This is a genomic window from Gordonia sp. NPDC003425 (genome assembly GCF_053588635.1).
In genome coordinates this window covers 1-12728 of sequence record NZ_JBSFQI010000011.1, presented here as the reverse complement: position 1 = coordinate 12728, position 12728 = coordinate 1, and the positions used below count along the sequence as shown (strand labels likewise).

Genomic DNA, 12728 nt, shown 5'->3' with positions numbered 1-12728 from the left:
TGGGTGCATCACGCCGGTTATCCCAGGTACGTGCGATCGGTCCGGCGATCACGCTCGGCCTCTTTCATGATTCCCGCCATGTAGCCGTAGATCTCCGAATCCGACATCGCCTTCCATCGCGGCGCCAGCAGTTTCATGTACTTCTCGACGTAGAGCAGTTGTTTGCCGACGAGCACCAGCTCGCGGGGCAGTCGGGCGTCGTGCGCGCGGGCCACCGCGGCCAGTTGCCTGCCGAGGTCGGTGTAGCTCATCGCGCCGAGGTCGGTTCCCGACAGTGGGGCGGCCACCTTCTCGATGTCGGCGCCGCCCTGCTGCGTCGACCCGGGTTTGCGGACCGCGCCGAGCAGGAAAATGGCCCGGCCCGCCGACTCATAGTCGCCGCGCACGATGAGATCGACCACCAGTTGCCGCAGGATTCTCCTGGTTCGGGGGGTGAACCGGCCGACGATTCCGAAGTCGAGCAGCACCAGCGTGCCCTCGTCGTCGACCAGGACGTTTCCGGCATGCAGATCCCCGTGGAACAGTCCGCCGTGGAAGGCCGATTCCAGCAGGGACAGCAAGAGATTGCGGCACAACGCCACACCGTCGTGACCGGCCGCGCGCACCGCCTCGACGTCGTCGATCCGGATGGCACGGATGCGTTCCATGGTCATCACGCGTGCAGTGGTCAGCTCGGGATACACCTCGGGGACACGGACCCGATTGCCGAACGGTCCTTCTCGAAGGCACTCGTACCACTCCGACATCGCGGCGGCCTCGTTGCGGAAATCGAGTTCGGCGTCGAGTCCGTCGGCGAAATCCTCCACCACGTGTCGCGCGCTGAGCATCCTCCCGTATTCGGAGATCTCCGCGATCCCGGCCAGTCGTTCCAGGATCGCCACGTCGGGGGCCAACCGCCCGGCGATACCCGGCCGCTGGATCTTCACCACCACCTCCTCGCCGTCGGGCAGGGTGGCAGTGTGTACCTGCGCGATGGACGCCGACGCGATGGGCACGGGATCGAAGGTGGCGAACACCTCCTCGGGCGCCCGACCGATGTCGTCGACGAACACGTCGCGGATCTGATCGGGATCGGCGGGCGGCACCCGGTCGAGCAGCGATTCGAATTCGGTGGCGAGCGTCTCGGTGAACACCCCGGGACTCGAGGCGATCAGCTGCCCGAGTTTGACGTAGGTCGGGCCGAGGTGTTCGAAGGTGGCGCGGATCTCCTGCGCAGCGCGTTGCGGGCTCGGTGGCCGCAACTGCAGGGCATCGGTCGCGGTGTGGATCAGGAATCTGCCCACCCCGGCGGCGGCGTGCACGGTGGTGGTGCCGAAACGCAGCGCCTCGGTCAATGGTGAGGCCTGCTGCAGACGGGATCTCCGGCCGGTGTCGTCGTGGCTGTGATGATCGGGAGGCATGCGGAAACTCATTCGTGGGTGGGTTCGCCGGTCACCCGGTGGTCGGCGTGGTTGAGGGCTTCGGCGATCAGTCGGCTGACGTGGCCGTCGCGGATGCGGTAGATGATGCGACGGCCCTCGCGGCGGGTGTCCACGAGGCCGGTGAACCGCAGTTTCGCGAGGTGCTGGCTGACCGCGGTCCTCGACGCGCCGACCGCCTCGGTCAGCGCGCCGACGTCCGATTCGCCGTCGCTGAGCTGCCACAGGATGTGTAGTCGCGTCGGGTCGGAGAGCATCGCGAACAGCGACGTCGCAGCGCCGAGCAGTTCGGGATCGGGCCGTACGGGGTGATGCAGGCTGGCCTCGTGGCGATCGTCGCGGGATTTCGACGCGGGTGCCGTCTTGTCGACCATGTCTCCTGCGTTCGGCTGCGTGGTGTGTTCCGGTGGTACCCGTTCCAGGGTGCCCGTTGCCGCCGGGTCCGGAGCACGTCAGGTCGTGGCGGTGTGCCTCATGGTAGGGGAGCGGTGCGCAAGCTCGTCGGTGTTCGCTCGGCGTGCCGGGACGCGCCGGGCCGTGATGACGGCACCGACCGCGCCGACCACGGCCATTGCGCCGAGCACCAGAACCGTTCCGGCCGTGCCCGCCGGTGCCACCCCGGCCAGCGGATAGGCCACCAGGTAGGCGGCGTGTGAGGCGGCGAACTGGGCGGTGAACACGTCGTCGCGCGTGGCGGCACCGGTGTGGTCGCGGATCAGCCGGTTGGTGCCGGTGGACGCCAGAGACGTGCCCGCGCCGAGCACGAACCACGTCGCGGCCAGCGCGGCCATCGACGCGCCGAGGCCCAGCCACGTCGCGGTGACCAACAGTCCGACGATGCACAGCGCGGCACCGGCCCACAGCGCGGCACGCACACCGCGACGCCGGATCAGCCGCGGCGCGAGCAGCGCCGCGCAGATCGAACCCGCACCGAACACGCCGAGCCCGGCCGCGACCGCGGTGTCGCCGAGCCCGATCCCGGAGCGTACGTAGACCACCGTGTCCACCAGCACCACCGCGGTGGCCGCCGCGACCGTGATGTTGGTCCACAGCGCGATGCGCAGTGCCGGGCGAGACACCATCATCCGCAGTCCGGCCGTCATGCGGCGGCCGAACGACGTCGCGTCGTCGCTCGCGGATGGTCGGCAGCGATCGTGACGCGCCAGCCCGGAGCCGGCGACGAGCACCGCCGAGGCCGCGAATCCCATTGCGGTGTAACCGAACAACGCGGAATAGGGCATCACGGTCAGCAGCGCGGCCGCGATCACGGGGCTGCCCACCGATTCGAGGTCGTAGGCCACGCGCGAGGCCGAGACCGCCGCGGTGTAGGTGTCCGCGTCGGGCACCACCCGCGCGATCGTCGAGGTGAACGCGGGCGTGAAGGTCGCCGACGCGGTCTGCAGCGCGAACACCAGCAGATACACCTGCCACACGTGGGTGACCCACGGCAGGCAGGCGGCCATCGTCAACCGCACCACGTCGGCGCTGACGAGCACCCGGACGGCGGGTAGCGCGCCGACCAACGCCCGCATCACCGGCGACATGACGACGTAGGCGATCATCTTGACCGCCAGCGCCGTGCCCAGCACCCGGCCCGCGTCGGCGCCGGCCAGGTGGTAGGCGAGCAGCCCCAACGCGACGGTCATCACGCCGGTGCCGAGCAGCGACGCGACCTGCGCGGCGTAGAGCCGCCGGAACACGACGTCGGCGAACGGACTCACATCGACGAGTGTACGTGTCATGTGCGCATATGCACACATGACATCAACGAATAAGTCACCGACCGACTGGGTGTTTGACGTATACCCCTATGGGGTATAGAACGGGAACCATGGACCACAACAAGGTGATGACTCACCCCGACATGGGCCATTCAACAGGCAAGGACCATGAAGGCTCGGGTCATGCCGGGATGGATCACATGGCGATGGGCGGGCACGCGCATCACGTGGCCCAGTTCCGCCGCCTCTTCTGGATCATGACGGTGATCGCGATCCCGGTGGTGGCGGCCAGCCCGATGTTCGCGTCGCTGCTCGGCTACCACCTGCCCGACGCGGAGTGGATCAAATGGGTGTCGCCGGTGGGTGGCACGGTGATGTACCTCTGGGGCGGCAAACCGTTCCTCACCGGTGCGGTCAGCGAACTACGTTCGCGCACACCGGGAATGATGACCCTCATCGCGCTGGCCATCACCGTCGCGTTCGTCTCGTCGTGGGGCTCGTCGCTGCACCTGCTCGACCATGAACTCGACTTCTGGTGGGAGCTGGCGCTGCTGGTGGTGATCATGCTGCTCGGGCACTGGGTCGAGATGCGGTCGGTCGCGCAGAGCACCTCGGCGCTGGAATCGCTGGCCGGGCTGATGCCCGACGAGGCCGAACGCATCGACACCGACGCCCACGGCGTCGAACAGGTGGTGTCGGTGGCACCGGCCGACCTGCATCCCGGCGACGTCGTGATCGTGCGTCCGGGTGGTCGCGTCCCCGCCGACGGTGACATCGTCGAGGGCACCGCGGAACTCGACGAATCGATGATCACCGGCGAATCCACCCTGGTGTCACGCGGTGTGGGCGATCACGTGGTGGCGGGCACCGTCGCCGCCGACACCGCGATCCGTGTCAAGGTCACCGCCGTCGGCGACGACACCACACTGGCCGGTATCCAGCGACTCGTGGCGCAGGCGCAGAACTCGTCGTCGCGGGCCCAGCGCCTCGCCGACCGCGCCGCGGCACTGCTGTTCTGGTACGCACTCGGCGCCGCGGTGATCACCGCGATCGTGTGGGTTGCGCTGGGGCAACCGGATTCCGCGGTCGTCCGGACCATCACGGTGCTGGTCATCGCGTGCCCGCACGCGCTGGGACTGGCGATTCCGCTGGTGGTGGCGATCGCCACCGAGCGCGCCGCGAAGATGGGTGTGCTGGTGACCGACCGGGTGTCGCTGGAGACCCTGCGTCGCGCCGACGTGGTGCTCTTCGACAAGACCGGAACCCTCACCACCGGCAGCCCCGCCGTGAACGACGTGGTGACCGTCGACGGCTGGACGCGCGACGACGTACTCGCACTCGCCGCGGCCGCCGAACGCGACAGCGAACATCCCCTCGCCGCCGCGATCGTCGACGCCGCCCACCGAGCGGAAGTCGAGATCCCCGCGGCCGGCGACTTCACGTCGACCGCCGCCGTCGGCGTCCGTGCCGAGGTCGGGGGCAAGCGGGTGGAGGTCGGTGGTCCGCATCTGCTGGACGATCTGTCGATCGACGCCCTTCCGCAGGCCGCTGAGCTCGCCGAGGCCGGCAACACCGTGCTGCACGTCGTCGTCGACGGCGAGCCGGTGGCTGTCATCGCCCTCGCCGACGAGATCCGCCCGGAATCGGCGGAGACGATCGCGGCCCTGCATCGACGCGGCGTGGAGGCGGTGATGGTGACCGGTGACGCCGAACCGGTGGCGCGTTCGGTCGCCGCGCAGGTCGGCATCGACCGCGTCTACGCGGGTGTGCGCCCCGAGGACAAGGAACGCATCGTGGCCACCGAGCAGCGCGACGGTCACACGGTGGTGATGGTGGGCGACGGCGTCAACGACGCCCCGGCGCTGGCGCGCGCCGACGTGGGGATCGCGATCGGCGCGGGCACCGACGTCGCGATCGGATCGGCCGGTCTCGTCCTCGCCGGCAACGACCCGCGCACCGTCGTGTCCGCGATGCGGTTGTCGGAGGCGACGTACCGAAAGATGCAGCAGAACCTGTGGTGGGCGGCGGGATACAACCTCATCGCGGTGCCGCTGGCCGCCGGGGTGCTGGCCCCGATCGGATTCGTGCTGCCGATGGCGGTGGGCGCGATCCTGATGTCGGCGTCGACGGTCATCGTGGCGCTCAACGCCCAGTTGCTGCGTCGCGCCGATCTCCACGAACCACGCAGCGACGGGCAGGCGTAGAGTTCGTCACACCAGGTTTTCGACTGGGAATCGAAAACGGCTCCGAGCGGTTGACCCGGGTGGCTGTCCCGACAACCACCGGGAACGGAAGGTGTGAACATGAGCCGATCCGAACGCAGGGCCGACCTCGTGGTGGTGGGCGCCGGGATCGCCGGTCTGACCGCTGCGCTGTGCGCCGCCGAGGCCGGGCTGAGCGTGGTGGTGTGCAACAAGGGCCCGCGATGGCACCCCGACCGTGGCGAGCAACCCACCGCCACCTTCTACGCGCAGGGCGGGGTGGCCGTGGTGGCTCCCGACATCGCCGAGGATTCCGTCGACCTGCATCTGCACGACACCGTCGCCGCCGGCGCCGGGCTGACCGACCCGAGCGCCGCGCTGCCCATCCTGGCCGACGGGTGGCCGGCGGTGACGCGGCTGATCGGGCTGGGCGCCCGCTTCGACCGCGACGCCTCCGGTGCCCTGCTGCGCACCCGGGAGGGGGGACACTCGGTGCGCCGCATCATCCACTCCGGCGGAGATGCCACCGGCGCACAGATCCAGCGTGCACTCGGGGTGGCGGTGACCTCGGTGGCCGGTGAACTGGCGCTGCAGTGCCTCGACGACACCATCGTCACCCGGCTGTTGCTCTCCGGTGGAGGGGTCACCGGGGTCGCCTACCGTGACCGGCGCAGCAGCACCCCGGACGAGACCGGGGTTGTTCTGGCCCCCACCGTCCTGCTGGCCACCGGCGGCAGCGGACACCTGTACGCGGCCACCACCAACCCGCCCGGCGCCACCGCCGACGGGCTGGCGTTGGCGCTGCGCGCGGGTGCCGAGGTCGCCGACCTGGAATTCATCCAGTTCCACCCGACCATGCTCTACACACCGGGCGCGCGCGGCCGGCGCACCCTGGTGACCGAGGCGATCCGCGGCGAGGGTGGCCGGCTGATCGACGTCGACGGCGCGTCGGTGACCGGCGGCGTGCACCCGCGCGGCGATCTCGCGCCCCGCGACGTGGTGGCCAATGCCGTGCAGAGCGCGATCGAACGCACTGGCCACCCGTGCGTCTACCTCGACACCAGCACCATCGACGACTTCGAAACGAGGTTTCCGACCGTCACCGCGGGGCTGCGTCGCGCCGGACTCGATCCGGCCGAGCGCCGTATCCCGGTGGTTCCCGGCGCGCATTACCAGTGCGGCGGGGTGGTCACCGACGTCGACGGTCGCACCCGCGCGCCCGGGCTGCTGGCCGCCGGTGAGGTGGCCCGCACGGGTCTGCACGGCGGCAACCGGCTGGCGTCCAACAGTCTGCTGGAGGGCCTGGTGATGGGTGGCCGGGCGGCCGCGGTGGCGATCGCGCGACGCGACGAGGTCGTGTCGGAGCCGGACGACGCCGCCGCCGACGACGTGACCGCGCCGATGCTCGACCGGGGCGTCCTGCAGGATGCGATGTCGGCGCACGTGGGTTTGCGCCGCGATGCCGACGGTCTCACGCAGGTGGCGCACCTGCTGTCCGCCGCGCCGGCGCGGGTGATGCGCACGGCCGCAGACGTGGAGGACGCCGCGCTGGGTGTGGCTGCCGCGGCCGTGGTGGCCGCCGCCGCGGCGCGCACCGAAACACGGGGATGCCATGTGCGAACCGACTATTCGCGAACCGATCCCGCGGATGCGTCTCCGCGTGGCTTCCGATGGGTCGACGGCGAGATCCGCCCGTCGCCGGCTTCGGTCCATGGGTCGGGACTCGCGGTTGGCGCCGCGGGGTAGAACTGGCAGACCTTCCTTCGTAGACTGACCCGGGTGGCGCGCGCGAATTGGCGCGCCGATGGGAGGGCCGGATGAACAGCGAAGGCTGCTGGTCAACGGTTGTGTGTTCGGCGGACGAACGTCGTGCACTCGGGTTGGCGAATACATCGGAATGGTTGCTGCAGTGCCGGCTGGCGGCCGGCCATCGCGGCAACCATGCGACAGATGCGAGTTCCCGCCCCCGCGCCGATCGACGACTGTGGCTCGAGTGGAACGACGTGGACTCACACGCCCAGTCGCTGATCGAACGCAATCCGTGCCCGGTGCCCTCGCCGGACGGGGCCCGATGCATCTTCTTCCACGGCCATGGTGGCCCGCATTTCTATGCCCGGTCCAACGGGCACGCGCCGACTGCCATGTCGGGTCAGGGCCGGCGGCCCGCCGAACCCGCCCGGCAGCCCCAGCCGGACGCCCCACGTCAGGACGGGTACCGAAGCCCGACGGTCGGGCCGCCGGCCGCGGTGCAGTCGCACGGTCCGTCGACGGGTGATCTCACGGTGGTCGCCGCCTATTCCGGTTCGCACCGCCTCGACGATCCGACACCCCAGACCGCAACACCCCAGACCGCAACACCCCAGGCCGTGACACCCCAGACCGCGGCACCAGAGACCCAGGCACCGCAGGTCCTCTCGCCGGTCGAACAGGCGTCCGAGGCCTCGCCGTCACCGTTCCTCGAGGTCAGGTATCGCGGAGAGCGTCGTTCCACCGACTTCGAACCGACCAGCAGTGTGTCCTCGCCGCGCAGCCGCCACCGGCTCGATGACGACGAGACCGTCTATCTGACCGCCGATGCCACTGGAGCCCAGGCCGGCACGCCGCCGGCTGCGCCGCCCGCCGCGGATGCCCTCGACGGTCGCCCTGCCCCGCTCGAGGACCCGACGGTGACCGCGGCGCTGCGTGACATCGCGGCGGCCCTGGAAAAGCTGGCCGCCGCTCTCGATCGCCGCTGACTGGCGACCGCCTGCGGGCGGATGAGCGTGACATTCTCTGAGCACCTACCCTAGGGGGGTACCGTTTTCCCTTGTCTTCTGGTATACCCATAGGGGGTATCAGAGGAGTGTGAAGATGAGCAACGCCACGCACGGCTACATCACCCGCAAGGACGACTACCTCAAGCGGTTGCGCCGGATCGAGGGCCAGGCTCGCGGACTGCAGCGGATGGTCGACGACGAGGAGTACTGCATCGACATCCTCACCCAGCTCTCGGCGATGACCAAGGCCCTGCAGGCGGTGGGGCTGGGTCTGCTCGAGGAGCACATGAGCCACTGCGTGGTGCACGCCGCCCAGGAGAGCGACGAGGCCGGTGCCGCCAAGGTGGACGAGGCGATGGCCGCCATCGCGCGTCTGGTCAAGTCCTGACCGCCCGAGAGCACTGTCCCCAACGGCATTGTCCCCAAAAGCATTGTCCCCAACGGCATTGTTCTTGACGGCATTGCCACAGACAGCGTTGTCCCCGACAGTGCTGCCCCGAGAGAAGGAGAAGTCGATGACCACAACCACATTCACGGTGACCGGGATGACCTGTGCGCACTGCGTCGCCTCGGTGCGCGAGGAAATCGGGGAGATCCCCGGTGTGCGCAGCGTCGATGTCACCCTGGACACCGGCAGCGTCTCGGTGACCAGTGACGGCGAACTCGATCGCACCGACGTGGCCAACGCCGTGGTCGAGGCCGGCTACCAACTGGTCTGAGATGGCCGCGCCCACGCGTACCCCGACACCGCAGGACGAGCGGTCCCTCGTCGATCTCGACATCGGCGGGATGACCTGTGCCTCCTGCGCCAACCGGATCGAACGCAAGCTCAACCGCATCGACGACGTGCACGCGACGGTCAACTACGCCACCGAACGCGCCACGGTCGAGTTCGGCCCGAACGTCGAGGTCGGCGATCTCGTGGACACCGTCCGCGGCGCGGGTTATCGGGCCACTCCGGTGCGGCCCCATCACGGCCGGTCGCCGTCCGACGAGCCGTCGGCGAGCGGCACCACCGCCGACACCGAACTCGGGCTGCTGCGTCAGCGACTCCTGATCTGCGCGGCGCTGACCATCCCCGTGGTGGCACTCGCCATGATCCCGTCGTGGCAGTTCACCTATTGGCAGTGGCTGTCGCTGACGCTCGCCGCGCCGGTGGTGGTGTGGGGCGGCTACCCGTTCCACCGCGCCGCGCTGCTGAACCTGCGCCACGGCACCGCGACCATGGACACGCTGGTGTCGCTGGGAACGCTGGCCGCCTTCGGCTGGTCGCTCTACGCCCTGTTCTTCGGCATGGCCGGAATGCCCGGCATGACACACGGTTTCGACCTCATGCCACAGCACGGCGGCGACGGCGCCTCCTACATCTATCTGGAGGCCGCGGCGGGGGTCACCACCTTCGTGCTGCTCGGCCGCTACCTGGAGAAGCGGGCCAGGCGTCGCGCCGGAGATGCGTTGCGTGCCCTGATCGATCTCGGCGCCAAGGACGTGGTGATCCGTCGTGACGGCGCGGAGCAGCGGGTGTCGATCTCCGAACTGGCAGTCGGCGACGAGTTCGTGGTGCGGCCCGGCGAGAAGATCGCCACCGACGGTGTGGTCATCGACGGTGTCGCCACCGTGGACGCCTCGATGATCACCGGCGAATCGATGCCGGTCGAGGTCACCGCGGGCGACACGGTGGTGGGGGCCACCGTGAACGTCAGTGGGCGGATCGTGGTGCGTGCCAGCCACATCGGCGCCGACACCGCCCTGGCGCAGATGGCCCGCATGGTCGAGGACGCGCAGAGCGGGAAGGCCCGTGCGCAGCGTCTGGCCGACCGGATCTCGGCGGTCTTCGTGCCGGTGGTGCTGCTGATCGCGGTGGCCACCCTGGTCTTCTGGTGGGTCGACGGCTCGGTGCTCTTCGCGTTCACCGCCGCGGTGTCGGTGCTCATCATCGCCTGCCCGTGTGCGCTGGGACTGGCCACACCCACCGCGCTCATGGTCGGCACCGGCCGCGGGGCGCGCGAGGGCATCCTGCTCTCGGGTCCCGAGGTGCTCGAGACCACGCGACGCGTCGACACCATCGTGCTCGACAAGACCGGCACCGTCACCACCGGCGTCATGCGGGTCGACGCCGTGCATCCGGCGGGCCCGGACATCTCGTCCGACGACGTGCTCACGGTCGCCGCAGCTGTCGAGGCCGCATCCGAACATCCGATCGGGACGGCGATCGTCGCTGCCGCACAACATCTTCGGGTTCCCGACGTCACCGACTTCGATTCGGCGCACGGCATCGGGGTCAGCGGTGTGGTCGATGGCGCGCGTATCTGGGTGCGGGGCCCGGCCGACGCCGGCCTTACGCCGGGTGGTGAATCGGCCGACGTGGTGGACCGCGCCCAGCAGCGCGGGGCGACCCCGGTGGTGGTCGGCCGCGACCGCACGGTCCTCGGGGTGATCGTCGTCGCCGACACGCCCAAGCCGTCGGCGTCGGAGGCCATCGCCGGACTGAAGAAACTCGGCCTGACGCCGATCCTGCTGACCGGTGACAACGAGGGCGCCGCCCGGCACGTGGCGCGCCAGGTCGGTATCGACACCGTGATCGCCGGGGTGCGTCCCGCCGGCAAGGTGGACGCCGTCGTCGCGCTGCAACGCGACGGCCACGTCGTCGGCATGGTCGGCGACGGCATCAACGACGCGCCCGCTCTGGCGCAGGCCGACCTCGGCATCGCGATGGGCACCGGCACCGACGTGGCCATCGCGGCGAGCGACGTCACCATCGTCGACGGCGACCTCGGCAAGGTGATCGGCGCGATCCGCCTGTCCCGGCGCACCCTCGGCACGATCAAGCAGAACCTGTTCTGGGCGTTCGGCTACAACGTGGCGGCGATCCCGCTGGCCGCGGCCGGGTTGCTCAATCCGATGATCGCGGGTGCCGCGATGGCCTTCTCGTCGGTGTTCGTGGTGGCAAACAGTTTGCGGTTACGCGGTTTCCGCGCCTAGCCGGGCTGGTCGGGCCGGCTGGCCGGTCGGGCCGCTGCCTGCAGAAAGTAGGGGAGCGGTGTTTTTCCCCTACTTTCGTACCGTTCCCCGTGAAACATCACGGGGAAGGTGTCGAACCCCGGGGAAGGATTCCTTCCCCTACTTTCGTTGCTCGGGCCGCCCGGGTCGCGGCGTGAGCACCGGCGCGACGACCGAAGTACGATCCCTCGCCCAGTTGGGTGCCGCTGGCATAACCCTTGCTGTCCTGGGCGATGTTGGCTGCGCACGCCCCGGCCGCGTACAGACCCGGGATCGGCGCGCCCGCATCGTCGAGCACCTCGCCGTCCACCGAGGTGGCCATGCCGCCCAGGGTGAATCCCGCGTACATCGCCTTGCCGAGGCTCAGGTCGAACACCGCCCACGGGCCGGTGTCCTGCGCGGCGAGAAACTCCGGCGCCTTGTGGAACTCGGGGTCCTCACCGCGCGCGGCATTCTCGTTGTAGGTGTCGAGGGTCGCCTGCAGCCGATCGGCGGGGATGCCGAGGGCCTCGGCCATCTCGGCCACCGTCTCGTAACCGTCGACGAATGGCACCAGCGGTATCCGCGGCCGCTTCATGTGGGCCTCGTCGACGATGAGATACGCGGTGGCATCGGGTTGTTCCAGAACGAAACTCGACGTCCGGGAATGGTAGGAGTCCTCGGCCACGAACCGCTCGCCGTCGCGGTTCACCGCGAGCCCGGTGAGCAGGATCGCGGGCGGATAGGCGGGTGCGGTGCAGAACGCCTGATCCATGTGCCGCAGCGCGGCTCCCGCCGAGACGCCGAGACGCAAACCGAGGCCGTCGTCGTAGGTGTTGCCCAGCACGTAGGGTTTTTCGGCGAGCCACGGTACGTGCTCGGCCACCATGTCCGGGTTCATCACGAAACCACCCGCGGCGATCACCACGCCCTGCGCCCGGATCACCCCGTCGCCCGTTCCCGGGCTGCGCCAGGCCACTCCGGTCACCCGGCCCGCGTCGTCGACCACCAACTGGCGCGCCCCGGTGTCGTAGCGCACCTCGACGCCGAGGTCGGCGAGGCGTTTCACCAGCAGCTCGATGATCAGCGCGGCACCGCCGGTGTCTCCGGGGACGGGCACCTTGTGGCCCCGCGGGGCGGGGACGGCCATCGTGTTGAACGGCCACACCTTCTCGTTGCCGGTGTACATCAGTCCCTGCGTACCCGGTTGCACCACAGCCTTTTCCGGGTAGTAGCTGCGCTCGAACTCGAAACCGAGCGACTCCAGCCAGTCGAAGTGGGCGACGCTGTCGGTACAGTAGGCGTGGATCTTGTCCGGTTCGGGCTCCCGGGAGACGGCGGTGATGTAGCGCTCCATCTCCTCCGCGGAGTCGTCGTGGCCGGTGGCCCGCTGCACCGCGGTACCGCCACCGAGGTAGAAGTGACCGCCGGCCAGGGCGGTGGTGCCGCCGGCCGCTGCGGCGCGTTCGAGCACCAGGACCCGCGCGCCGCGCGACGCCGCCTCCACCGCCGCACATCCACCGGCGATCCCCAGTCCGATGACCACCACGTCGAACTCGTCGCCGAAGTCCTCCACCGACCCGAGTGCGATGGTCTCGGGAATTTGGGTGCCGTCAGCCATGCGCAGAGAATAGCCGAAAACTAGAACACGTT

At 69.6% G+C, this 12728-nt stretch carries 10 protein-coding genes; 6 read left to right on the top strand and 4 right to left on the bottom strand.

Features of this window, described 5'->3' with window-relative positions; all coding sequences use genetic code 11:
* Nucleotides 1-17: 17 nt before the first annotated feature.
* The 3 genes from ACWDTD_RS13965 to ACWDTD_RS13955 all read right to left on the bottom strand — a co-directional run bounded on the left by ACWDTD_RS13965 (nucleotide 18) and on the right by ACWDTD_RS13955 (nucleotide 3139).
* Entirely contained in the window at nucleotides 18-1400 is a 1383-nt protein-coding gene (locus tag ACWDTD_RS13965) for an ABC1 kinase family protein (RefSeq protein WP_449747718.1), read from the bottom strand.
* 8 nt (nucleotides 1401-1408) lie between these two features.
* Nucleotides 1409-1792, bottom strand: coding sequence for an ArsR/SmtB family transcription factor (locus tag ACWDTD_RS13960; RefSeq protein ID WP_449747717.1), 384 nt, complete (start codon nucleotides 1790-1792; stop codon nucleotides 1409-1411).
* 78 nt (nucleotides 1793-1870) lie between these two features.
* Nucleotides 1871-3139: an MFS transporter gene (locus tag ACWDTD_RS13955; RefSeq protein WP_449747716.1), complete on the bottom strand. Its 1269-nt coding sequence runs from the start codon at nucleotides 3137-3139 to the stop codon at nucleotides 1871-1873.
* A 110-nt stretch (nucleotides 3140-3249) separates the two neighbouring features.
* Here ACWDTD_RS13955 and ACWDTD_RS13950 point away from each other — a divergent pair, with 110 nt between their 5' ends.
* The 6 genes from ACWDTD_RS13950 to ACWDTD_RS13925 all read left to right on the top strand — a co-directional run bounded on the left by ACWDTD_RS13950 (nucleotide 3250) and on the right by ACWDTD_RS13925 (nucleotide 11078).
* Nucleotides 3250-5343: a heavy metal translocating P-type ATPase gene (locus ACWDTD_RS13950; protein ID WP_449747715.1), complete on the top strand. Its 2094-nt coding sequence runs from the start codon at nucleotides 3250-3252 to the stop codon at nucleotides 5341-5343.
* Nucleotides 5344-5442: 99 nt separating this feature from the next.
* Nucleotides 5443-7086: an L-aspartate oxidase gene (gene nadB / locus ACWDTD_RS13945; protein ID WP_449747714.1), complete on the top strand. Its 1644-nt coding sequence runs from the start codon at nucleotides 5443-5445 to the stop codon at nucleotides 7084-7086.
* 257 nt (nucleotides 7087-7343) lie between these two features.
* Nucleotides 7344-8075 (top strand): hypothetical protein, encoded by a 732-nt coding sequence (locus ACWDTD_RS13940; protein ID WP_449747713.1) that lies wholly within the window; start codon nucleotides 7344-7346, stop codon nucleotides 8073-8075.
* 115 nt (nucleotides 8076-8190) lie between these two features.
* The gene (locus tag ACWDTD_RS13935; protein ID WP_449747712.1) at nucleotides 8191-8484 is read left to right on the top strand and encodes a metal-sensitive transcriptional regulator; all 294 of its coding nucleotides are present in this window, start codon (nucleotides 8191-8193) and stop codon (nucleotides 8482-8484) included.
* A gap of 127 nt (nucleotides 8485-8611) precedes the next feature.
* Complete coding sequence (locus tag ACWDTD_RS13930; protein ID WP_449747711.1) at nucleotides 8612-8815, top strand: heavy-metal-associated domain-containing protein; 204 nt, start codon at nucleotides 8612-8614, stop codon at nucleotides 8813-8815.
* Nucleotide 8816: 1 nt separating this feature from the next.
* Nucleotides 8817-11078: a heavy metal translocating P-type ATPase gene (locus ACWDTD_RS13925; RefSeq protein WP_449747710.1), complete on the top strand. Its 2262-nt coding sequence runs from the start codon at nucleotides 8817-8819 to the stop codon at nucleotides 11076-11078.
* Nucleotides 11079-11175: 97 nt separating this feature from the next.
* Here the strand turns inward: ACWDTD_RS13925 and ACWDTD_RS13920 are convergent, their stop codons facing one another.
* Nucleotides 11176-12696, bottom strand: a complete 1521-nt coding sequence (locus tag ACWDTD_RS13920; protein WP_449747709.1) for an FAD-binding protein — start codon at nucleotides 12694-12696, stop codon at nucleotides 11176-11178.
* Nucleotides 12697-12728: the final 32 nt, after the last annotated feature.